Annotated in this window: 18 protein-coding genes and 1 tRNA gene; 6 read left to right on the forward strand and 13 right to left on the reverse strand. The window is 61.7% G+C overall.

Annotated elements, in window-relative coordinates; all coding sequences use genetic code 11:
* Positions 1-29: 29 nt before the first annotated feature.
* The 6 genes from IGW03_RS26005 to IGW03_RS26030 form a co-directional block, all read right to left on the reverse strand.
* Positions 30-104 (reverse strand) — tRNA-Val (locus tag IGW03_RS26005).
* Positions 105-140: 36 nt separating this feature from the next.
* Positions 141-857, reverse strand: coding sequence for a DNA polymerase III subunit epsilon (gene dnaQ / locus IGW03_RS26010; protein WP_194725448.1), 717 nt, complete (start codon positions 855-857; stop codon positions 141-143).
* A 2-nt stretch (positions 858-859) separates the two neighbouring features.
* The gene (locus IGW03_RS26015) at positions 860-3,967 is read right to left on the reverse strand and encodes an efflux RND transporter permease subunit (RefSeq protein ID WP_194725449.1); all 3,108 of its coding nucleotides are present in this window, start codon (positions 3,965-3,967) and stop codon (positions 860-862) included.
* A gap of 12 nt (positions 3,968-3,979) precedes the next feature.
* Positions 3,980-5,155, reverse strand: a complete 1,176-nt coding sequence (locus IGW03_RS26020) for an efflux RND transporter periplasmic adaptor subunit (protein WP_194725450.1) — start codon at positions 5,153-5,155, stop codon at positions 3,980-3,982.
* Between the two features lie 88 nt (positions 5,156-5,243).
* Complete coding sequence (gene rnhA, locus IGW03_RS26025) at positions 5,244-5,690, reverse strand: ribonuclease HI (RefSeq protein ID WP_194725451.1); 447 nt, start codon at positions 5,688-5,690, stop codon at positions 5,244-5,246.
* A 9-nt stretch (positions 5,691-5,699) separates the two neighbouring features.
* The gene (locus IGW03_RS26030) at positions 5,700-6,476 is read right to left on the reverse strand and encodes a class I SAM-dependent methyltransferase (RefSeq protein WP_194725452.1); all 777 of its coding nucleotides are present in this window, start codon (positions 6,474-6,476) and stop codon (positions 5,700-5,702) included.
* A 3-nt stretch (positions 6,477-6,479) separates the two neighbouring features.
* Between IGW03_RS26030 and gloB the strand changes: the two genes are divergently transcribed.
* Both gloB and IGW03_RS26040 read left to right on the forward strand, forming a co-directional pair.
* Positions 6,480-7,253, forward strand: coding sequence for a hydroxyacylglutathione hydrolase (gloB, locus tag IGW03_RS26035; RefSeq protein ID WP_194725453.1), 774 nt, complete (start codon positions 6,480-6,482; stop codon positions 7,251-7,253).
* Between the two features lie 133 nt (positions 7,254-7,386).
* On the forward strand, positions 7,387-8,931 hold the full coding sequence (locus IGW03_RS26040) for a transglycosylase SLT domain-containing protein (protein ID WP_194725454.1): 1,545 nt from the start codon (positions 7,387-7,389) through the stop codon (positions 8,929-8,931).
* A gap of 87 nt (positions 8,932-9,018) precedes the next feature.
* On the opposite strand, the gene IGW03_RS26045 is transcribed toward IGW03_RS26040, so the two are convergent.
* The 4 genes from IGW03_RS26045 to IGW03_RS26060 are packed head-to-tail and all read right to left on the reverse strand — an operon-like array spanning position 9,019 to position 14,539.
* Entirely contained in the window at positions 9,019-10,638 is a 1,620-nt protein-coding gene (locus tag IGW03_RS26045; RefSeq protein ID WP_194725455.1) for an ABC transporter ATP-binding protein, read from the reverse strand.
* Positions 10,635-11,678 carry an ABC transporter permease gene (locus tag IGW03_RS26050; RefSeq protein ID WP_194725456.1) on the reverse strand — a complete coding sequence of 348 codons (1,044 nt, stop codon included), beginning with the start codon at positions 11,676-11,678 and terminating at the stop codon, positions 10,635-10,637. Before IGW03_RS26050 ends, IGW03_RS26045 begins: the two co-directional genes overlap by 4 nt.
* Entirely contained in the window at positions 11,675-12,736 is a 1,062-nt protein-coding gene (locus tag IGW03_RS26055) for a microcin C ABC transporter permease YejB (protein ID WP_194725457.1), read from the reverse strand. The genes IGW03_RS26050 and IGW03_RS26055 overlap by 4 nt, the downstream gene beginning before the upstream one ends.
* 3 nt (positions 12,737-12,739) lie before the next feature.
* The gene (locus tag IGW03_RS26060; RefSeq protein WP_194725458.1) at positions 12,740-14,539 is read right to left on the reverse strand and encodes an extracellular solute-binding protein; all 1,800 of its coding nucleotides are present in this window, start codon (positions 14,537-14,539) and stop codon (positions 12,740-12,742) included.
* Between the two features lie 340 nt (positions 14,540-14,879).
* Here IGW03_RS26060 and fabI point away from each other — a divergent pair, with 340 nt between their 5' ends.
* Together fabI and IGW03_RS26070 are read left to right on the forward strand one after the other, a co-directional pair.
* A complete protein-coding gene (gene fabI / locus IGW03_RS26065) occupies positions 14,880-15,674 on the forward strand; it encodes an enoyl-ACP reductase FabI (protein ID WP_194725459.1) in 795 nt (264 codons plus the stop codon).
* 429 nt (positions 15,675-16,103) lie between these two features.
* The gene (locus IGW03_RS26070; RefSeq protein ID WP_194725460.1) at positions 16,104-17,501 is read left to right on the forward strand and encodes a DEAD/DEAH box helicase; all 1,398 of its coding nucleotides are present in this window, start codon (positions 16,104-16,106) and stop codon (positions 17,499-17,501) included.
* 318 nt (positions 17,502-17,819) lie between these two features.
* On the opposite strand, the gene senA is transcribed toward IGW03_RS26070, so the two are convergent.
* A complete protein-coding gene (gene senA / locus IGW03_RS26075) occupies positions 17,820-19,007 on the reverse strand; it encodes a selenoneine synthase SenA (protein ID WP_194725461.1) in 1,188 nt (395 codons plus the stop codon).
* Between the two features lie 370 nt (positions 19,008-19,377).
* Between senA and IGW03_RS26080 the strand changes: the two genes are divergently transcribed.
* Positions 19,378-19,527, forward strand: coding sequence for a hypothetical protein (locus IGW03_RS26080; protein ID WP_194725462.1), 150 nt, complete (start codon positions 19,378-19,380; stop codon positions 19,525-19,527).
* A 63-nt stretch (positions 19,528-19,590) separates the two neighbouring features.
* Complete coding sequence (gene leuA, locus IGW03_RS26085; RefSeq protein WP_194725463.1) at positions 19,591-21,276, forward strand: 2-isopropylmalate synthase; 1,686 nt, start codon at positions 19,591-19,593, stop codon at positions 21,274-21,276.
* 91 nt (positions 21,277-21,367) lie between these two features.
* Here leuA and egtB read toward each other — a convergent pair whose 3' ends face one another.
* Complete coding sequence (gene egtB / locus IGW03_RS26090) at positions 21,368-22,624, reverse strand: ergothioneine biosynthesis protein EgtB (protein ID WP_228536094.1); 1,257 nt, start codon at positions 22,622-22,624, stop codon at positions 21,368-21,370.
* A gap of 11 nt (positions 22,625-22,635) precedes the next feature.
* The gene (gene egtD / locus IGW03_RS26095; RefSeq protein WP_194725464.1) at positions 22,636-23,544 is read right to left on the reverse strand and encodes an L-histidine N(alpha)-methyltransferase; all 909 of its coding nucleotides are present in this window, start codon (positions 23,542-23,544) and stop codon (positions 22,636-22,638) included.
* Between the last annotated feature and the right edge of the window lie 3 nt (positions 23,545-23,547).

A 23,547-nucleotide genomic window follows, 5' to 3' on the forward strand; every position in this document is an offset into this window, starting at 1 on the left:
GGTCCGAACAGTAGAAATCGTAAGAATTCTGGTGGACAGTACTGGGATTGAACCAGTGACCCCCGCCGTGTGAAGGCGGTGCTCTACCCCTGAGCTAACTGTCCGGGAGCTCGCTATTATGGCACAAATGCTCCGGCGAATCAATTTGCGGGAGCAGGTTCGGCACGCCAGATGCAGGAACCCTTCACTTCCTTGTCGAGCTTGTCGAGCAAGGTGGAGTGCTCGGCCAATTCGGACTCGTCGGCGGCAAGCACGATCATCTCTTCGGCAGGCGTCGCGACAATGATCTGCTCGGCATCCGCGGACGGTGCATCGACCGTGAGGTCGATCGTCAGGCTGTTCTGGCCGCGCGTCATCGCAAGATAGACTTCGGCCAGCAGTTCCGCATCCAGCAGCGCGCCGTGCAGCACGCGGTGCGCATTCGAGATGCCGTAGCGGTCGCACAGTGCATCCAGGGAATTGCGCTTGCCGGGATGCAGTTCCTTCGCCTGCACCAGCGTGTCGGTCACGCTGTCGACATGCTCCTTGAAGCGAGGCAGGCCAAGGCGTTCGAATTCGGCATCGAGGAAGGCGAGATCGAACGGTGCATTGTGAATGATGATTTCCGCGCCGCGCACGTAATCGCGCAGTTCAGCCGCAATCTCGGCAAACTTCGGCTTGTCGCTGAGGAATTCCGTGGTCAGGCCGTGCACCGCGAGCGCACCCTCTTCCGAATCGCGCTCGGGATTGATGTAGAGATGAAAATTGTTGCCGGTCAGGCGGCGATTGACGATCTCCACGCAGCCGATCTCGATGATGCGGTCGCCGGAGCGCGGATTCAAACCTGTGGTTTCGGTATCAAGTACGATTTGTCGCATAGTCAGTGTGTTGCTGCGGCAGGTGCATGCAGCGCCTCGGATGTTGCCGAAGACGCATGCGCATGCTTGCGCGCAAAGAAAGTATAGAACGTCGGGACGACGAACAAGGTCAGCAGTGTACCGAAAGTCATGCCGCCGACGATCACCCAGCCGATCTGGATGCGCGATTCGGCGCCGGCACCGGTCGCCAAGGCGAGCGGAATCGCGCCGAGCACCATGGCGCCGGTGGTCATGAGAATCGGACGCAGGCGCAGCACGGCAGCCTCGACGATCGCTTCCTGCAATTCCTTGCCTTGTTCGCGCAGCTGGTTGATGAACTCGACGATCAGGATGCCGTGCTTGGTAATCAATCCTACCAGGGTAATCAATCCGATCTGGCTGTACACGTTCAAGGTGCCGCCCGTCCACTGCAGCGCCGCGAGCGCCCCCGCCATCGAAAGCGGCACGGTCAGCATGATGATGAATGGATCGACGAAGCTTTCAAACTGCGCCGCCAGCACCAGATAGATGAACGCCAGCGCCAGCACGAATGTCATGACCAGGCTGCCGCTCGATGCGCGGTATTCGCGCGACGAGCCCGACAGGTCGGTCGCATAGCCCGGCTTGATGATGGCTCTCGCCGTGTCTTCCATGAAGTCGATGGCTTCGCCCTGCGTGTAGCCGTTGGCCAGGTTAGCCGAGATGACCACTGCGCGGCGCTGGCCGAAGTGGTTCAGCTCGCGTGGCGCAACCGATTCCCTCACCTTCAGCAGGCTCGACAGCGGCACCATCTGTTCCTGGCCTCCGGCCGTCTTGCTGAGGGCGCGGACGAAGATATTGTTGATGTCGTCCGGCGCATCACGTTCGCCGTTCTTGATCTGCACGATGACGTCGTACTGGTCGCCGTCCTTCTTGAAGCGGGTGACGTTGCGGCCGCCGAGCATGGTTTCGAGGGTTCGGCCGACGGTTTCGATCTGCACGCCGGCATCGGCTGCCTTGTCGCGGTCCACTTCCACATTGACCTGGGGCTTGTTGAGGCGCAGGTCGGTATCGATGTTGGCGAGGCCGGGGTTCTTGCTGGCTTCGGCGACGATGCGCTGCACCACCTGCTGCAACTCCTCATAGGAGGCATTGCTCATCACCACCAGGTTGACCGGCCGCTCGCGAATCGACTGGCCGAGCGACGGCGGCGCATTGGGGAATGCAAGCACGCCCGGCACGCCGGTCATCTTGGGCTGCATCTCCTTGATCATGTCCAGCGTGCTGCGCTTGCGCTCGGACCAGTCGACCGTGCGCATGAAGGCGACGCCCCGCTCCACCGTCGGATTGCCGGCGACGATGAAGACGCGGTCGATCTCCTTCGTTTCCGCAGCAATGCCTTCGAGCTGGCGCGCATACTTTTCGGTATAGGCCAGCGAGGCGCCGTCCGGTCCGGTCAGTGCGGTGAAGATGATGCCTCTGTCTTCCACCGGGGCCAGTTCCTTCTTCATGGTGCTGCCGAGCCAGACCAGACCGCCGATGACTGCCACGTAGATCAGTACCACCAGCCAGCGCGTACGCAGCGTCACGCTGAGCACACGGCGGTAGGCGGAAGTCATGCCGTTCAATACGCTCTCGATCGCGCGGTACATGATGCCGTGCTGCTGCGCGGGTTGATGCTTGAGCAGCACCGAACACATCATGGGCGACAGCGTCAGGGCGATGAAGCCGGAAACGATCACCGCGCCGGCCAGAGTCAGCGCGAACTCCACGAACAGGCGTCCCGTGCGGCCCGGCGTGAATGCCACCGGGGCGTACACCGCCGCCAGCGTCAGCGTCATGGCAATGACCGCGAAGCCGATTTCCTTCGCTCCCCTGAGGGCGGCTTCGAAAGGCCGCATGCCTTTCTCGATGTGGCGGTAGATGTTCTCCAGCACGACGATCGCATCATCGACCACGAGGCCGATCGCCAGCACCAGCGCCAGCAGGGTCAGGGTATTGATGGAAAAGCCGGCCAGCGACATGATGGCGAAGGCACCGATCAGGGAGACCGGGATGGTCACCAGCGGGATGATTGAGGCGCGGACCGAACGCAGAAACACGAAGATCACGAGGGCGACGAGAATCACCGCCTCGCCGATGGTCTTGTACACCGAGCTGATCGAGCGTTCGATGAAGACGGTATTGTCGACGGAAATGCTGATATTGACGCCCTGCGGCGCCAGCTCCTCGTTCAGCCTGGGCAGTTCCGCCTTCACATAGCCGGCCAGTTCCAGCGGATTGGCAGTCGCCTGCCGGATCACGCCGAGCGAGACCGCATTCTGGCCGTTGAAGCGTACCGATGAACGCTCGACCGCCGGGCCGATTTCCACGCTGGCAACGTCGCGTACGCGCACCGCATAGCCGTTGACGGTGCGCACCACGATGTCCTCGAACTGGGTCGGCGTGGTCAGATCGGTTTGCGAGACGACGGAAAATTCGCGCTGCTTCGATTCGATGCGGCCGGCGGGAATCTCGATGTTCTGCTTGCGCAGCGCATCTTCCACGTCCGCCGGCGTGAGCCGGTAGGCCGCAAGCTTGTCGCGGTTGAGCCAGATGCGCATCGCATACTTGCGTTCGCCGTTGATGCGGACGTCGGCGGCCCCCGGCAGCAGCTGCAGGCGCGGCTTGACGATGCGGTTGGCGATGTCGGTCAAGTCGAGCGGCGACAAGGTATCGCTGGAGAACGACAGCCAGATGATGGGACTGGCATCGGCCTCGACCTTGGCGATTACCGGCTCCTCGATCGTCTGCGGCAGCTTGGATCGGACGCGCGAGACGCGGTCGCGCACATCGTTGGCGCCGGAATCCGGGTCTTTCTCAAGGCGGAAGCGCACCGTGATCTGGCTTTGTTCGGCGCGGGAAATCGATGTCAGCACGTCAATGCCGTCGATGCCGGCGATCGAGTCCTCCATCGGCTTGGTCACCTGGGATTCGACGATCTCGGAACTGGCCCCGGGATAACGGGTTTCCACCGTGACCACCGGCTCGTCGATCTTCGGATATTCGCGCACGGCCAGGCGCTTGTAGCAGACCAGGCCGACCAGGACGATGACAAGAGAGATCACCGTCGCGAACACCGGGCGGCGGATGCAGATATCGGATAAAACCATGGCAGACTCCGGTCAGCTCTTGTTCGAGGGAGTAACCGGTCCGTCCGGCGGCACCGGTCCGGCGGCGGACTTTGCGCCCGGGGCGATGCGCACCGGCGTGCCGTCGCGCGACAGGCGGATCTGCCCTGCCGTGACCACCATGTCGCCTTCATTCAGGCCCTGCGTGATTTCGACCTTGGCGGCGCGGCGCAGGCCGGTCTTGACTTCCACCTTCGTCGCCTTGCCGTCGGTCACTTTCCACACCATCGCCTTCGCGCCCTGCGGAACGATGGCTTCCTCGGGCACCATCAGCGCCTTTTCCCTTTCCGCGAGGATGAGGCGAACCCGGGCGAACATGCCCGGCTTGAGGCGGGCTTCGGGATTGGCGATGCGGCCGCGCAGCAATGCCGAGCGGCCGGAGCTGTCGACCTGCGGATCGATCGCATCCACACTGGCGCGGAAAGGCTTGTTCGGCAGCGCATCGACCAGCACCTCGATGGCCTGGCCGGTGCGGACGACGTCCGCATAACGTTCGGGAATGCGGAAATCCACCTTGACGCTGGAAAGATCTTCCAGGTTCACCAGGTCGGCGCCGTCTTTTACATAGTCGCCGATGCTCACATTGCGAATGCCGACGATACCGGAGAACGGCGCACGGATTTCCAGCTTTGACAGGCGGGCCTCGGCCAGCGCCAGCTTGGCTTCCAGCACCTGGACGTTGGCCTGCGATTCGTCTCGCGCGCGTTCGGAGATGAATTTCTGCTTGGCGAGATCGGCATTGCGCTCGAAGTTGGCCTTGGCGATGCCGAGTTCTGCCTTGGCCTGCAGCACTTCGGCCTGGTTGACGGTGGAATCGAAAGCAACGAGTACCTGCCCCTTCTTGACCTGCTGGCCGTCGCTGAAGTTGAGCCGAACGATGCGGCCGGCCACTTCGGGACGGATCATCACCGCCTCATTGGAGCGCAGGGTTCCGGTTGCGTTGACGTCGTCCACCAGGCGTACCGCGGTCACGGTGGTCACATCGACCGCCGCCGGGCCGCCGGGACCGGCACTCTTCCCGCCCTTGGCCACCTTGTCCGCCGACGCCGGGGATGCGCCGGACTGCTCGGTCGGAGCCTGGGGCTTGCGCTGTTCAATGTAGGCGTAGGCGCCTAGCGTCATGATGCCCAGGGCCGCAACCGTGGGGTAAAGGAGTCTCCGTGGCTTCATTTGCTTGGGTCGTGCTCTGCGCTCGATTGTTATGTTATTTGGGGGTGTCCTGGTTCCTGCAACATTTTTCCATCGTGCAACTGTAACACTATAGAACAGTTGCGCTTGCTGAAGCAACGCCGCGATTGGCCAGTGCATCGGCGTGCTCGTTGCCGTCGTGTCCGGCGTGGCCCTTGACCCAGCGCCATTCGATACGGTGCGTCGAGCGGGCAGCGTCCAGCGCCTGCCACAGGTCGACGTTTTTCACCGGCTCCTTCGATGCCGTTTTCCAGCCGCGGGCCTTCCAGCCGTGTATCCATTCGCTGATGCCTTTCTGCACATACTGGCTGTCGGTATGCACGATGACCTCGCATGGCCTTTTCAGGGCCGACAGGGCTTCGATGACGGCTTTGAGTTCCATGCGGTTATTGGTCGTGTTGGGCTCGCCGCCGAACATTTCCTTGCGGTGCGGGCCGGCAATCAGCAGCGCACCCCAGCCGCCCGGGCCCGGGTTTCCCTTGCAGGCGCCATCGGTATAGATTTCCACTTTTTCCATGTTGATTCGTTACTTGTGTTTTTGAACGCGGTTCGTGACGGGCACGCCCTGCCGCGCCTTGGCCGGCTGCTTGATCCAGGCCGGACCGATGAGGCGCATGCCGCGTACCCGCTTGATCGCCTGCACCATGTAGACCGCACCCAGATAAGGCCACCAGCGCTCACCCGCCTCTTCCATGAAGGCAAAGCGCGACAGCCACTTCTCCGTCAGGCAGGGCGGCGCGTAGCAGCCGAAATGGCCGCGGTTGACTTCCATGCTGAGCAGCTTGAGCCAGTCCTTCAGGCGCGGCAGGCTGATGAATTCGCCGTGCTCGGGCAGGAAATGGGCGCCCGTCAAGCGTCCGGTCACCTGGCGCAGGCCCCACAGGCTTGCCGGATTGAAGCCGCAGATGATGACCTGGCCTTCCGGTATCAGCACGCGCTCGACTTCCCGCAGGACCTGATGCGGCTCTTCCGCAAACTCCAGCACATGCGGCAATACGATCAGGTCGAGACTCTGGGAGGCGAACGGCAGTTCGGCAAAGTCGTGCACCACCACCACGGGCGACGAAGGCTTGCCGTCGCTCTCCGACGGCAGGTGGGTATCGGTCAGCCACTTGTTGGGCATGCGGTTGGCGCGCAGCGCATCGATCTGGGGCAGGCCGATCTGCAGGGCATTGAATCCGAAGATGTCGGCGGTCAGCATGTCGAGGCATTCCTGCTGCCAGGCGCGGACATAGCTGCCCACCGGCGTTTCCAGCCATGGGCCGAGGGCTATAATGGCCTTTTCGGGCAAAGGATGATCCATCGTATGTTAAGTGTATTGACTGTACCGGCGTTCCAGGACAATTACTTGTGGCTGATTCACGATGGCGTAAACGCTGCAGTGGTCGACCCCGGGGACGCGACGCCGGTTCTCGACTGTCTGAACCGCCACGGCCTCGCCCTCGCTGCTATTCTACTGACACATCACCATGCTGACCATGTCGGCGGCGTCCCGCAATTGCTGGAGCGGTTTACCGTGCCGGTTTTTGGCCCGCGTCAAGAACCAATTCCTGCAATTACGTATCCTCTGGGCGAGGGCGACACCATCGTCGTCCCGAAACTGGGGCTTGAATTGCAGGTGCTGGATGTGCCGGGCCATACCCGCGGGCACATTGCCTATCATGCACCGAAAGAGTCGTGGCTGTTTTGCGGCGATACCCTGTTTGCCGGCGGCTGCGGCCGCTTGTTCGAAGGCACGCCGGAACAGATGGTGACTTCGCTGGGAAAGCTTGCCGCCCTGCCCGGCGATGTCAAGGTGTACTGCGCGCATGAATACACGCTGTCGAACCTGCGTTTCGCCCTTGAAGTCGAGCCTGGCAACGCTGCCTTGCAGACGCGCTTCTCCCGGGAACAGGCGAAGCGCGACCGCAATGAACCGACCGTACCGTCGACCATTGCCATTGAAAAGGAAACCAATCCTTTTCTTCGTTATGCCGAACCCGCGATTGCCGACCGGTTGATGTCAACCGGACATGTTTCCTCGAGGGAACCAATTGCCGTTTTCACTGCCCTAAGGCAGTGGAAAAATTCCTTCCGCTGAAAACAACGCGGATCAGTTGTCAGAGTAGTATCGAATGACCGATAAATCTTGACGCAGGAAAACACCATTACGTAAACTCCGTCGATTCAACCGGGCGCCCAGGCTGCCCTTCATCAACAGCAAGTGAGGAACCATGCATCCGCTGAAAAAAAGAACATCTCGTTTTGCAGCGCTTCTCCTCCTCGGCGCCCCGGTCGCCACCCTCGCAGCAGATCTTTCCCTCCCCCTCTACAACTGGTCGCAGGTTTCGTCAATGGAACGGCCCTACGATCCGAACGACCCCCTGATACAGATACTGTCGATGGAGGAAGTCGATGTCTGGGCTCGCATCCGCAAGGGTTTCGGCATTCCGGATCTGGACAATCCGCTGGTGGTCAGCCAGACGCAGTTTTACAGCTCGAAACCGGAATATTTCGTGCGCACCACCACTCGCGCGTCGCGCTACTTGTTTCATGTCGTGCAGGAGCTCGAAAAGCGCAACATGCCCACCGAACTGGCGCTCCTGCCCTTCATCGAATCCTCGTTCAACCCGCTGGCGTATTCCACCGCGCATGCGGCCGGCATGTGGCAGTTCATTCCGTCGACCGGCCGCGACTTCAACCTGACGCAGAGCACGTTCAAGGATGAGCGGCGCAACGTGCTGGCTTCGACCGAAGCGGCGCTGACCTACCTGCAGAAGCTCTACGGCATGTTCGGCGACTGGCAGCTGGCGCTGGCCGCCTACAACTGGGGTGAAGGTTCGGTGCAGCGTGCCATCAACAAGGCCCGCGCCGCCAACCAGCCCATCGATTTCAACAGCCTGTCGCAGTACATGCCGCTGGAAACCAAGAACTACGTTCCCAAGCTGCAGGCGGTGAAAAACATCATCGCCGCACCGGCCGACTACGGCATTGCCCTGCCGAAGGTGGACAACCAGCCTTACTTCGTCACCATCGGCAAGACGCGCGACATCGATATCAAGGTCGCGGCCCAGCTGGCCGAACTGTCCATCGACGAATTCAAGGCGCTCAATCCACAGTTCAACAAGCCCGTGATTGCCGGCAGTTCGGATACGCAAATTCTGCTTCCGCAGAGCAACGCGGAAAAATTCAAGTCCAACCTGGCGAAATGGGGCCGCGCGCTGTCATCCTGGACCGCGCACAAGGTCACCAATGCCCGCGAGCGCATCGAATCGATTGCCTCCAAGTTCGGCACCACGCCCGAGGTCCTCCGCGAGGTCAACAATATTCCGCCGAAGATGGTGGTCAAGGCGGGTTCGACCCTGCTCGTGCCGAAACCGGAACATGCGCCTGAAAAGGATATCGCTCCGGAACTCGTGGAGTCGGCAACCCTGATCACCGCGCCCGACATCCCGGAAACGCGGCGCATCTGGGTCAAGGTGGGCAAGAAGGACACGCTGACCGCCATTGCGCAGCGCAACCACGTCAGCGTCGCGCAAATCAAGGACTGGAACGACCTCAAGCAGGACAAGGTTGCTGCCGGCACGACGCTGAAGCTGGAAGTGCCGAACCGGCCGGCTCCGGCCCGCAAGGCTGCGCCGGCTTCGTCGCCGACAAGGCAGGCCGCTCAGAAGGCCCCTGTACGGCAGGCGGCACGCCAGGCGCCGGCTTATCGCAAGGCGTCGCCCGCCCCGCCGCGCAAGACCGTCGCCAGCAATACGAAGAAGAAATCCGGCTGAGCCGAAACACTACTCGTCATCAAAATGCAGGCCTCGTTCCGACGCCTGCATTTTTGTTTCAGGCATCAGGTATCAGCTTGTTAGCCCTCAGGCATCCGCGCTGACCGAGGCGCCGGCTGCGGCACTGGTGCTCAGCGTGGAATAGGTCGATGCCGCGAGCAGGCGCCTGGTATAGGCTTCCTTGGGATTGCCGAGCACGTCCTCCGTACTCCCCCGCTCAACGATCTTCCCGTCCTTCATCACCATCACGCGGTGCGCCATCGCGCGGATGACCGCGAGGTCATGGCTGATGAAAACATAGGCAATGCCGTACTTGCGCTGCAGCTCGGCCAGCAGCTGGAGCACCTGCTGCTGCACGGACACGTCAAGCGACGATGTCGGTTCATCGAGCAGGATCAGCTCCGGCTTCAATACCAGCGCGCGCGCGATGGCGATGCGCTGGCGCTGGCCGCCGGAAAACTCGTGCGGATAGCGCGACATCATTTCCGGCACCAGCCCCACTTCCTGCAGCGCAGCGGCCACCGCATCTCGCAGGGCCGGCTTGTCGAGGCCGGGCTGGTGCAGTTCCAGCCCTTCGCCGACGATCTGCTCGATGGTCCGCCGCGGCGACAGCGACGCGAACGGATCCTGGAATACGACCTGCATCTTCGCCCGCAGGGAACGCAGGGCCGCGCTGTTCATCTCGCTGATCGGATGCCCGATGAAGGAGATGCGGCCGCTCACCTCCGCAGCCGACAGCCTGACCAGAGCCATGCCGAGCGTGGATTTGCCGGAACCCGATTCCCCGACGATGCCAAGGGTCTCATGCGGCTTGAGCTGCACATCGACGCCGTCGACGGCAACGAAAGGTTCCTTCTTGAACCAGCCCTTCTTGATCGAGAACGTGCAGCGCAGCGGATCGGTGGCCAGCAGCGGTGTGGCGTCTTCGCCGACCTCTTCCACCATGCGCTGGGGATGGCTGCCCAGCAGCTTGCGGGTGTAGGGTTCGCGCGGATTGGCGAAGAGTTCGCCGGTGCTCGCCGTCTCGATCAGCCTGCCCTTCTCCATCACGCCGACGCGGTCCGCGAAATGGCGCACGAGGTTGAGATCATGCGTAATCATCAGCACAGCCATGTTCTCTTCGCGCTGCAGCTGGTTGAGCAGTTCCAGTATCTGCACCTGGATGGTCACATCCAGCGCCGTGGTCGGTTCATCCGCGATCAGCAGCCTGGGCTTGCACGCCAGCGCCATGGCGATCATCGCACGCTGGCGCTGGCCGCCGGAGAGCTGGTGCGGATACGCCAATGCCCGGCGCGCCGGGTCCGGGATGCCGGTCTTGTCGAGCAGGTCGACGGTGCGCCGCGCCGCTTCCTTGGCATTGATGCCTTCATGCAGCATCAGCACTTCCGCAATCTGGTTGCCGATGGTGAAGAGCGGGTTGAGCGCCGTCATCGGCTCCTGGAAGATCATGGCGATGTCCTTGCCGCGCACCGCGCGCATCGCACGCTCAGGCTTCTGCAGCAGGTCTTCGCCAGCGAACAGAATGCGTCCGCCATACTCGGCATCGTGATTCAGGCGCAGGATGGAGAGCGAGGTCACGGTCTTGCCCGATCCCGATTCGCCGACCAGCGCGAACTTCTCGCCGGGCGCTATGCTGAAACTCACATCATTGACCACGGTCGCGGCGCCGAATCCGACGCGCAGGTTCTGTACTTCAAGCAGACTCATGCCTTCCTCCGCACGTCCATCGCATTGCGCAGCGCATCGCCGATATTGGTCAGCAGCAGCAGGGTCATCGTCAGCACGACAAAGGTCGACAGCGCGATCCACCACGCATCCAGGTTGTTCTTGCCCTGCGCCAGCAGTTCGCCGAGGCTGGGCGTGGACGGCGGCACGCCCAGTCCGAGGAAGTCCAGGCTGGTCAGCGCGAGAATCGCCGCGCTCATGCGGAAAGGCAGGAAGGTGATCACCGGCGTCATGCTGTTGGGCAGCACATGGCGCCAGATGATCTGTCCGTTCGACAGGCCGAGCGCACGGGCGGCCTGCACGTATTCGAGATTGCGGTTGCGCAGGAAATCGGCGCGCACGTAATCGGACAGGCCCATCCAGCCGAACAGCGAGAGCAGGACCAGCAGCAGCCCCAGGCTTGGCTGGAAGATCGAGGCGAAGATGATCAGCAGGTAAAGCTCGGGCATGGAGCCCCAGATTTCCATGAAGCGCTGGAACAGCAGATCGGTCTTGCCGGCGAAATAGCCCTGGATCGCGCCGGTAATGAGGCCGAGGATCACGCCGGTGATCGTCAATGCCAGCCCGAACAGGACAGACACGCGGAAACCGTACAGCAGCCGTGCAAACACATCGCGCCCTCGGTCGTCGGTCCCGATCCAGTTGTCGGCAGACGGCGGCGCCGGGTTGGGCGACTTCGCGAAATAATTGAGCGTGTCGAAACGGTAGCGGTTGATGGGATAGATCGCCCAGTTGCCGTCCTTCTCGAACTGGTCGCGGATGAAGGGATCGAGAAAGTCGGCCGGCGTGTCGAAATCGCCGCCGAAGACCTTTTCCGAATAGTCGGTCAGGATCGGAAACATGGTCTGGCCGTTGTAGCGCACCACCAGCGGCCGGTCGTTCGAGATCACTTCGGCCAGCAGGCTGATCACGAACAGGATGGCGAAGAGGATGAGGCTGACGTAGCCGCGGCGGTTCTGCTTGAAGCGCAGCCAGACGCGCTTCCATGGAGAGGCGGAGGAAATCGGCTTGTTCGGAGTCATCGGCTCAGGCTTTCGAATTGCACGCGCGGATCGGCCCACACATAAAGAAGATCGCCGATCAGCTTGACCGCCAGGCCGATCAGGGTGAACAGGTAAAGCGTTCCCATGACCACAGGATAATCGCGGCGGATCACCGACTCATAGGACAGCAGGCCGAGGCCGTCGAGCGAGAACAGGGTTTCGATCAGCAGGCTGCCGGTGAAGAAGGCGCCGATGAAGGCGGCCGGGAAGCCGGTGACGAGCGGGATCAGCGCATTGCGGAACACATGCTTGTACAGCACGGTCTTCTCGCTCAGGCCCTTGGCGCGCGCGGTCAGCACATACTGCTTGCGGATCTCTTCGAGAAAGGTGTTCTTGGTCAGCAGCGTCATCACTGCGAATGAACCCGCGACCGATGCCGCGACCGGCAGCGTGATGTGCCACAGGTAGTCGAGCACCTTGCCCGTCAGCGACAGCTGTTCCCAGTTGTCGGAGGTCAGTCCGCGCAGCGGGAACCATTGGACGAAGCTGCCGCCGCCGAACATCACCAGCAGGAACACGCCGAGCACGAAGCCGGGGATCGAATAGCCGATCAGCACCGCGATGCTGGTGGCGACGTCGAAACGGCTGCCTTCGCGCACCGCCTTGGCGATGCCCAATGGCAGCGAGATGAAATAGGTGAGGAAGAAGGTCCACAGCCCCAGGCTGATCGATACCGGCATCTTGGATTTCACCAGGTTCCACACATCCATGTGATGGTAGAAGCTCTGCCCGAGATCGAAGGTGAGAAAGCCCTTCACCATCTGGCCGAAGCGTTCCAGCGGCGGCTTGTCGAATCCGTACAGCGCCTGGATTTCCTTGACCCGCTCCGCATCCACGCCCTGCCGGCCGCGATATTCGGAACCGCCTCCGCCGCCGACCTCGCCGGCGCCGACCTGCCCTTTCTTCAATTCCATCAGCGCCTGCTCGACCGGCCCTCCCGGCACGAACTGGATCACCGCGAAGGTGATGGCAATGACGCCGAACAGCGTCGGAATCATCAGCAGGATGCGCTTTGCTATATAAGACCAGATATTCATCTCTTACCTCGGCTTCTGCTGCCACCAGCTCGATATCACGTAGGGATCCGCCGCATAGTACAGTGGCATCTTCTCGGGAATGCCGAAGCGGCTGCGGTAGGCGACCCTGTGCGTCGACGAGAACCAGTGCGGCACGACGATATATTTGTGCAGCAGCACCCGGTCGAGCGCACGGGCAGCGGCCACCAGTTCCTTGCGCGAACCTGCCGCCACCAGGTTGGCGACGAGTTTGTCGACCACCGGGTCCTTCAGGCCCCAGGCATTGTTCGAGCCCTTTTCATCGGCCGCCTTGGAGCCGAAGGTGTCGAACATCTCATTGCCGGGGCTGGTGGTATCCGGGAAACGGATGCTGGTCATGTCGAAGTCGAACTCTTCCATCCGCTTCTGCACCAGCGCATAGTCGGCGGTGCGCTGGTTGACCTGGATGCCGAGCTTATGCAGGTTGCGGATATAGACGCTGATGATGCGCGACAGCGCGGACTGGTCATCAAGGATTTCGAAGGTGAACACTTCGCCCTTGGCATTGCGCAGCGCGCCGTCGCGATACTCCCATCCGGCCTGCCTGAACAGTTCGCGCGCCTGCAGCAGGTTGGCGCGCAGCGAGTTGGGCGGATCGGTGCGCGGCTGCACCGGCGCCGGGCCGAATACCTTCGGGTCGAGCTGGTCGCGCAGCGGCTCCAGCAGTTTCAGCTCCTCTTCGGACGGCGTGCCGGTCGCCGCCAGTTCGCTGTTGTTGAAATAGGAGTAAATGCGCTTGTACTGGTTGTAGAACAGCTGCTGGTTCATCCACTCGTAGTCGAGCGCGAGGCCGAGCGCCTGGCGCACGCGGATGTCGGTGAACTGGCCGCGCCGCAGATTCATCACGAAGCCCTGCATGCCGGCCGCATTCGAATGCTGCAGCTCGCGCTTGACGATTTCGCCGCTCGTGAATTTCGGCCCGATGTAGCTGCGCGCCCAGTTCTTTGCGCTGTACTCGACCACCACGTCGAATTCGCCTGCCTTGAAGGCTTCCAGGCGTGCCACATCGTCCTTGTAGAAGCGGTAGATGATGCGGCCGAAATTGTACATGCCCTTGCGCGACGGCACCTCGTTGCCCCAGTAGCTGGGATCGCGCTTGTAGATGATCGAGCGGCCGACGTCGTAGCGGTCGATCAGGTAGGGGCCGGTCGCGATCGGCGGCTCGAGCTGTATCTTGTCGAAGGAGGTCTTCGCACCCCACTTGCGGGAAAACACGGGCACCCCGCCGACGATCAGCGGCAGCTCGCGGTTGAGCGCCTTGAAATCGAAGCGCACCGTGCGCTCGTCCACCACCACGCATTCCTTGACGTCGGCGAATACCGACTTGAACTGCGGCGCGCCCTTGGCCAGCAGGGTGTCGTAGGAATGCTTGACGTCGGCCGCGGTCACCGGGTCGCCGTTGTTGAATTTCGCCTTCGGGTTCAGCCTGAAGGTCATCGACATTCGGTCCGCGGCGAGTTCCATGTCTTCCGCCAGCAGGCCGTACATGGTGGCGGTTTCATCGGCCGAACTGGTGGCCAGCGTCTCGAACATCAGGTTGGAAACGCCGGCGGCCGCAACGCCCTTCATCGAATACGGATTGAACTTGTCGAAGCTGGTCCGCCGGTCGGGATTGGCGAGATAGAGCTCTCCCCCGCGCGGCGCATCCGGATTCACATAGTCGAAATTCTTGAATCCCGCCGGGTATTTGGGCGTGTCGTAGAGGGAAAAAGCATGGGCGGCATGGCTGCTGCCGCTGTAGGGAACGGAGATGCCGAACAGGATGGAGAGGAGTAATTTGCGCATTCGCCTGGTTATAGAGGTCGGTTCAGCGTGCATGTGACCGGGGTATTGTACCGAAAGGCATTTCCTGGAACCGGTTTTGCCCGCCAATTGCAGCAACTTGCCATACGTTAACGGAATTTTGGGCTTGCGGCATGCGCAAAATTAAGTCCGTTTGATTTCCACCAGACTCTTCCGCATTCCCGATAGTTCGCCGAAAGTTGCTCCGCGGTCCAAGTCTCCCTACAATCTTGCGAATTCAAAAAATCGGCGGTCGCACCCGACAGGCTTTGCACACGATGGCGTTGCACAGGTTTGCCAGGACGGGCGGCGTAAAATACGACAAACTCAACTGGAGTCTCCCATGGCATTCCTGCAAGGCAAAAAAATCCTGATCACCGGCCTATTATCGAACCGTTCCATCGCCTACGGCATCGCCCAGGCCTGCAAGCGCGAAGGCGCCGAACTCGCCTTTACCTATGTCGGTGACCGCTTCAAGGACCGCATCACCGAATTCGCCAAGGAATTCGGCAGCGAACTCGTCTTCGACTGCGACGTCGGCAGCGACGAGCAGATCAATGCGCTGTTCGCCGACCTCGGCAAGTCCTGGAGCCAGCTCGACGGCCTCGTGCATGCGATCGGCTTCGCGCCGCGCGAAGCGATTGCCGGCGATTTCCTCGACGGTCTCTCCCGCGAGAACTTCCGCATTGCCCACGACATCTCGGCCTACAGCTTTCCTGCAATGGCCAAGGCGGCGCTGCCTATGCTGAGCAGCAATTCGGCCTTGCTCACCCTGAGCTACCTCGGCTCGATCCGCGCCCTGCCCAACTACAACACTATGGGTCTTGCGAAAGCATCGCTCGAAGCCAGCGTACGCTATCTGGCGGAGTCGCTGGGCCAAAAAGGCGTTCGCGTGAACGGCATTTCCGCCGGCCCGATCAAGACGCTCGCAGCCAGCGGCATCAAGGACTTCGGCAAGATCCTCAACTTCGTGAAAACGCATGCGCCGCTGCGCCGCAACGTCACCATCGAGGATGTGGGCAATACCGCCGCCTTCCTGCTGTCGGATCTCGCAGGCGGCATTACCGGCGAAATCACTTATGTCGACGGCGGCTTCTCGCACGTGGTTGGCGGCATTGCGGAGCCGGGCGACGCATAATCGGCGGACGCCTGTACTGTTCACCGAAGCGAAGCGCTGCTCTTTATCCCCTTTAAATCAGCGCTTCCGCCTCAACATGCCATTAAATCCGGGAAGTTGAACAAGGTCTTGCATTAAGGCATCGCACCGCCGATATCTTTGTGCAGTGCCGAAATTTCTCAGGCAAGGGACGGCATTCCTCTGTATAATGCGTCCCTGTGTTTGCTACAGGCAGACACGTCGCAGCACCGCAACCCTTTAGCAATAACCATAAAGCCCTCCCGCCTCTGGTGTCGCCCTATTAGACACCGTCCCGGCGCAAAGCTTTTGTGCCGAAATTTCTCAGAACCCATTTCTCAGCTGTTTCGTTGGTTGGCGTTGCCTTTTCAAATACGTTCGCGAGCTCGTTACGAGTGTGGTCGCGGCGTTGATTTTTAAGAAAGAAACACAATGACTTTTGAAGCACTAGGCCTGCATTCGTCCATTCTCAAAGCACTGACCGAAGCCGGCTATACCAAACCTACTCCCGTCCAGGAGCAGGCGGTACCCGCAGCGATGCAAAACCGTGACTTGCTGGTCTCTTCCCAGACCGGCTCCGGCAAGACCGCTGCCTTCATGCTGCCGGCGCTGCACAAGTTCGCCGAAGCCGAACAGAATTTCCAGCCCGGCGCCAAGACGCCCAACCAGGAACGCCAGTCTGCCCGTTCGCGCGGCGAGCGTCCCCGCTTCCAGCCTGCACAGCCGAAGATGCTGGTGCTGACGCCGACCCGCGAACTCGCGCTGCAAGTGACCACCGCAACCACCAAGTACGGCGCCAACCTGCGCCGCGTGCGCGCCGTATCCATTCTCGGCGGCATGCCGTATCCGAAACAGATGCAGCTGCTGTCGCGCAATCCGGAAATCCTGGTGGCGACACCCGGCCGCCTGATCGACCACATGGAGTCGGGCAAGATCAACTTCTCGCAGCTGGAAATGCTGGTGCTGGACGAAGCCGACCGCATGCTGGACATGGGATTCATCGAGGACATCGAAAAGATCGTGGCAGCAACGCCGGAAACCCGCCAGACCATGCTGTTCTCGGCAACGCTCGACGGCGTGGTCGGCAACATGGCCAAGCGCATCACCCGTGACCCGCTGGTCATCCAGATCGCCAGCATGGGCAACAAGCATGAGAACATCCAGCAGCGCGTGCATTTCGTCGACGACCTCTCGCACAAGAACCGCCTGCTCGACCACCTGCTGCGCGATACCACCCTCGACCAGGCGGTCGTCTTCACCGCAACCAAGCGTGACGCCGACACCATCGCCGACCGTCTGAACATCGCCGGTTTCGCGGCTGCCGCCCTGCACGGCGACATGCATCAGGGTGCGCGCAACCGCACGCTCGACGCGCTGCGCCGCGGCCAGGTGCGCGTGCTCGTGGCAACCGACGTGGCTGCGCGCGGCATCGACGTGCCGGGTATCACTCACGTGGTGAACTACGACCTGCCGAAGTTCCCGGAAGACTACGTGCACCGCATCGGCCGTACCGGCCGCGCAGGACGCAACGGCCTGGCGATCTCGCTGGTCAATCATGCGGAAAACATCAACATCAAGCGCATCGAGCGCTTCACCAAGCAGCTGATCCCGGTGGATGTGATCGAAGGCTTCGAGCCGAAGAAGTCCGCACCCGCACCGCGTTCGGCCCGCAAGCCGGGCGGCTGGAAGCCGGGCGACGGCCGCGGCGGCAAGCCGGGTCAGCGCAGCTTCAGCAAGCCGGGCGCACCGCGCAAGGAAGGCGGCGGCTTTGGCGGCAAGTCTTCGCGCTTTGCGGGCGATGGCAATCGCCGGTCGTTTGGTGATCGCTAAGAAACTGGGTTGAGCAGTTTAAATTGACTGCATGACGTTACCTCCCTTCTCCCGCAAGCGGGAGAAGGGTTGGGGATGAGGGAGTTTGCACAGCCTCCTTTGGTCTTGGCAATTCCCCTCACCCCTGCCCCTCTCCCGCCTGCGGGAGAGGGGTGTACTCTCCGTAGCAACCAGCACCAAAGTACCTGCCTAGTCCGTTTTGACTGAAACTGTCAAAACACTGATTTCTGCATAAGCGAGATTTCGCATCGAGACCCTAAACCGCCCTTGAACCGGGCGGTTTTTTTACCCCTGCATTCTCCTTACGCTGCACAGCCCCTACAGCAAGCAAGTCCGAAACCCAATAAACATGCTGTCCCGCTCCGGCAGGCAAAACCGCCGGAACTTGGTCGAACGCATGCGCTGCTTCGTCATCAGCGAAGCACCGCGCACCGACTGGTGCGAAATGAAATGCGGCTCGGAATACTCGCGGTAGGCATCCGGCGCGAAGCCGGGATAAGGCTCGAACGGCGAGCAGGTCCATTCCCACAGATCGCCCCAGCGCAGCGCCGGGTGGCCGGACAGCGCTGCATACTCCCATTCCGCTTCCGACGGCAGGCGCCGATCCGCCCATACGCAATAGGCTTGCGCCTCGTACAGGCTCAGGTGACGCACCGGTTCGTGCCCCGGCAGGACGATATGCGTGCCGAAGCGGTCGCACAGCCAGTGCCGGCCGTCGCGTATCCAGTCGCGCGGCGCGGAACGGTCCTGCGCCATCAGCCAGGCACGGCCGCCGGGACTCCAGAATTGCGGATGCTGGTAACCGCCGTCGGCCACGAATTCCGCATACTGCGCATTCGACACCAGCGTGGAATCCATGGTGAACGCCGGCAAGCGGCAGGCATGCGCCCATTTCTCGTTGTCGAACACGAAACCTTGGTCCGGCGCGCTGCCCATTTGTATGGTCCCGCCTGGGAAACGGATTTCGCCCTCCGCCCAATGCGGCGTCGGCTGCACCGGCAGCTCCGCAGGCAATGCAATGCCAAGCGTCTGCAGCTGCTCCAGCATCAGCTCGCGCCGCATGTCCTCGTAAGCGAGCACGAGCCGGTATGGATAGAGCGCATCGTCGCTGCTGCCGGCACGCACGAGCTTGTCGAGCACGCGGTCGAGCACTTCATGGCAATAAGTCTTCAGCGCCCCCGCACTGGGCAGCTCCACTTTCCAGCGCATGCGGTGCGTTACCGTATTCGGATCGAACCAGTCGTCGCCCTTGGTCAGGAGCGCGGTGCGGTGGGCCGATGCCGGATCGCTCGACTCCGCATCGCGCAGCACATACCACTCGGCGAACCAGGCAATATGCCCAAGCTCCCACAGCGGCGGATTGAATTCCGGCCGCACCGGGAGCTGCGCGCCGGCGCCGAAACCGGCCGCGAGGAAGGCTTCGATCAATGCCAGGGTGTCCCTGCGGGCATCCTGCAGGGCAGTCAACAATTCGGGCGCGGAAGCGGTTCGGAAGGAAACATTCATCAGGTCGGAAGGAAAAATGGATACGTCAGTCTCTATTATTGGCCGGACATCAAGCATTTGCCAGCAGCACCGGCAAGCCGGTCACCCAGCGAGAAATTGCCTTAAACGCAAAACTTCCGGTATGACCACAGGGTTTGCCGCAATTTCCGGAAACTTGAGCAAATGGACAGCAGGCCACTTTTTGCTTGACAGTTCGTTTGCCTGTCACCTACATTAACCGAATGTTGACCGCTCACGCACAACTCGCCCTTCACCTACTGCCGGCAAGCGCCCTGCTAGCCGCAGCTGCACTACTACGCCTAGCGCGCTAATACCCTCCCCCCAGTTGTATTTGTAGTTGCAGTCGTATCCGCACTCCGAGGTTCCGGAGATGAAGGTCGAAATTTCCACAGGTCAGCAAATCATGTATTTCAAGCGTCTTCCCGCAACTGTCATCTCCGGCGATCTGATCGCCCCGGCGATCTTTGCGCGCGCGCTATCGCTGCTACCTCTACCGATCGGTTGCCTGGCCATGCGCTAGTGGCAGTCAGGCAGCCGATCCGCCACATCGCCATTCCCTCATCTGGACTAAAAGGTTACTCACATGATGTTGCAAAATCCTGCTGCGAAATATCGCCCCTTCCCCGCCATCCGCTTGACCGACCGCACCTGGCCCGACCAGGTCATCTCCAAGCCGCCTATCTGGATGAGCACCGACCTGCGCGACGGCAACCAGTCGCTGATCGAGCCGATGAACCCGGAGCGCAAGCTGCGCTTCTTTGAAATGCTGGTCAAGATCGGGCTCAAGGAAATCGAAGTCGCGTTTCCGTCCGCCTCGCAGACCGACTTCGATTTCGTGCGCAAGCTCATCGAGGAAAAGCGCATCCCTGACGATGTGACGATCGAAGTGCTGACCCAGTCGCGCGAAGACCTGATCCGCCGCACCGTCGAATCCGCCGTCGGCGCCAAGCGCGCGATCGTGCACCTGTACAACGCCGTCAGTCCTTCCTTCCGCCGCATCGTATTCGGCATGTCGCGCGAAGAAGTCAAGCAGATCGCGGTCGCCGGCACCCGCCTGATCAAGGAACTGACCTCGGCGCATCCGGAAACCGAATGGGTATTCCAGTATTCCCCCGAAACCTTCAGCATGGCCGAACTCGACTTCGCCAAGGAAGTCTGCGACGCGGTCTCCGAAGAGTGGCAGCCCACGCCCGAGCGCAAGATGATCATCAATCTCCCGGCCACCGTGGAATGCGCGACGCCGAACATCTATGCCGACCAGGTCGAATGGATGCATCGCAATATCGCGCGCCGCGATTCCATCCTCATCAGCGTCCATCCGCACAATGACCGCGGCACCGGCGTGGCGGCGGCGGAAATGGCGGTGATGGCCGGCGCGGACCGCGTCGAGGGCTGCCTGTTCGGCAACGGCGAGCGCACCGGCAATGTCGATCTCGTCACGCTCGCACTGAATCTCTACACCCAGGGCGTCAATCCGGGGCTTGATTTCTCGGATATCGATGCGGTGCGCAAGTGCGTGGAAGAATGCAACCAGCTTCCGGTACATCCGCGCCATCCCTATGTCGGCGACCTGGTGTTCACCGCGTTCTCCGGCTCGCACCAGGATGCGATCAAGAAAGGCTTCGCGCAGCAGCAGGCCGACGGCATCTGGGAAGTGCCTTATTTGCCGATCGACCCGGCCGACGTAGGCCGCAGCTACGACGCGGTCATCCGCGTCAACAGCCAGTCCGGCAAGGGCGGCATGTCCTACCTGCTGGAACAGGAATACGGCTTCAAATTGCCGCGCCGCCTGCAGATCGAACTCAGCCGCGCGATCCAGCGCATCACCGATGCCACCGGCAAGGAAGTCGGCGCCGGCGACATCTACGACATCTTCCGCAGCGAATACCTGGAGCGCAATGCGCCTTATGCGTATCACGCCCACCAGATGCTGCAGGAAGCCGGCGCCACCCAGCGCGTGGAAGTCAAGGCCGATATTGCAAAGGATGGCAAGGCCGTCACGGTGCATGGACATGGCAACGGTCCGATCGACGCCTTCGTGCAGGCGCTCGGCATCGAGATCAACGTGATGGATTATCACGAGCATGCGATCGGCGCAGGCGCCGATGCCCGTGCTGCCTGCTATGTCGAACTGCGCGTCGACAACGGCCCTACGCTCTTCGGCGTCGGCGTGGACAGCAACATCGTTACCGCTTCCTTCAAGGCGGTGCTCTCGGCAGTCAACCGTGAGCTCGGCACGGAGCAGTCGCCGGAAGCGCTGGCTGCCTGACCTTACCTTTCGCCCTGAAAAAGCAGCGCCTGCCGCATCGGTGATGCAGCAGGCGTTTTTTATTCAACGGCGTAAATTGCAGACGGTTTCCTTAAAGCGATTTCGCCAAACGTATGCCCGTGAACTGCCAGCGCGCCGTAGCGGGAAAGAAGTTGCGGTAACTGATTCGCGCATGTCCCTGCGGCGTCGCGCATGACGATCCCCGCAGCACATACTGGTTGGACATGAACTTGCCGTTGTATTCGCCGATTGCGCCATCGGCGGCGCAGTATCCGGGATAAGGCGCATAGCTGCTGAGCGTCCATTGCCAGCCGCAGCCGAACAGTTGCAGCAGTCCCTGTGCATCGTCGGCCCAGGCCTCGGGATGCAATGCCGGCCGCCCGAAGTCCGTGCAGCCCTGAGCCGCATGTTCCCATTCCGCCTCGGTCGGCAGCCTTGCTCCGGCCCAGCGGGCATAGGCATCCGCCTCGAAGAAGGAGATGTGCGTGACCGAGCGGTGCGGGTCGAGGTCCTGCAATCCCTGCAGGGTGAATTCCTGCCAGTTGTTGCGGTTGTCGCCATCGCGCCGCCAATAGATCGGCTGGAGCAGGTCGTTGGCCCGGATCCAGTCCCAGCCTTCGGACAGCCACAGCGACGGCGTCGCATAGCCGCCGTCTTCGATGAATGCCCGGTACTCGCCATTCGTGACAAGACGCGAAGCCAACGAGAAACTTTCGACGAACTGCCGGTGGCGCGGCAATTCATTGTCGAAGCAGAAGCGATCACCCTTGCAGCCGACCTCGACCACGCCGGCATCGAAGCGCTGCCAGCGCATTTCCGGCGCCGGCCGTCCCGGCTTCCACGGCATCTGCACATACGCCGGATCGAGCGGATTCATCGACAGCATGTGTTTCACGTCGGTCAGCATCAGTTCCTGGTGCTGCTGCTCATGGTGCAGTCCGACTTCCAGCAGCGCGGCGACCTCTTCGTTGACTCGGCCCGTGGCGAGCAGCATGTTCATGCGCTCGTCGACGTTGCGCCGGTAAGCGAGCACGTCGGCCAGCGGCGGCCGCGTCAGCAGGCCGCGCTGCGGACGCGGATGCTTGTCGCCGACGCCGTTGTAATAGGAATTGAACAGCACCCGGAATGCCGGATGAAACGGCTTGAAGTTCCGCTCATGCTGTTCGAGGATGAAGGTTTCGAAGAACCAGGTGGTGTGCGCAAGATGCCACTTGATCGGGCTTGCATCCGGCATCGACTGCGCGCAGCAGTCTTCTTCCGACAGCGGTTCGGCAATCTCGCGGCTGCGCCGGCGTACTGTGCGAAAGCGTTCCAGCAGATTCTCGCGCAGGATCATGTCATCAGGCATAGTGCCACTCCTTACACCACACGCGCATGGCAGACCAGGAACCAGCCCTGCTCGTCGGTCCAGGTGCGGGCTGCGCCGAAACCTGCGCGCTCCAGCATTTGCAGGAAGCCCTGCCGCGTGTACTTGTAGCTGTTCTCGGTATGGATGCGCTCGCCTTCGGCGAACCGGCGCTCGCCGCCGGTCCAGCGCACGGTCAGATCGCGCCGGGCTTCCAGATGCATTTCGATGCGGGACGCGGCTTCATTGTAGAAAGCCGCATGGCGCCAGTCGCGCACGTCGAAGTCGGCATCGAGCAAGCCGTTCACATGCCGCAGCATGTTGAGGTTGAAGGCGGCGGTCACGCCCAGGCCGTCGTCATAGGCGGCGTCGAGGATGGCTTTATCCTTGACCAGATCGACCCCGATCAGCAGGCCGCCGTCGCCCTGGCATGCCTCGCGTATCCTGCCCAGCAGCGCGGCTGCCTGTTCCGGCGTGAAATTGCCGATCGACGAACCCGGGTAGAAGAACAGCCTTTTCTCCCGCCGCACGGCCGAAGGCAGCGCCATCTCCGTCGAGAAGTCCATGCCGATGCCGGTCATCCTGATCTGCGGGAACTGCTGGCGCAGGCCGTCGACCGCGCTCCTGAGGAAGTCGACGGAAATGTCCACGGGCACATATTGCAGCGGCTGCAGCATCAGGAACATGCGCGCCGCCTTCGCGCAGTTGCCCGCGCCAAGATCGATCAATGTGGTGCCCCTGCCGATGGTTCGCGCCATGTCGTACAGATGCGCATCGAAGATCGCGGCTTCGGTCCGCGTCGGGTAGTACTCGGGCAATTCGCAGATGGCTTCGAACAATTTCGAGCCGAGTGCGTCGTACAGAAACTTGGGCGACGCACTGGCTTGCGGAGCAAGCAGGCCGGCAGCGAGTTCTGCCCGCATCGC

The sequence above is a fragment of the Noviherbaspirillum malthae genome (genome assembly GCF_015352985.1).
GTDB classification, from domain to species: domain Bacteria; phylum Pseudomonadota; class Gammaproteobacteria; order Burkholderiales; family Burkholderiaceae_D; genus Noviherbaspirillum; species Noviherbaspirillum malthae.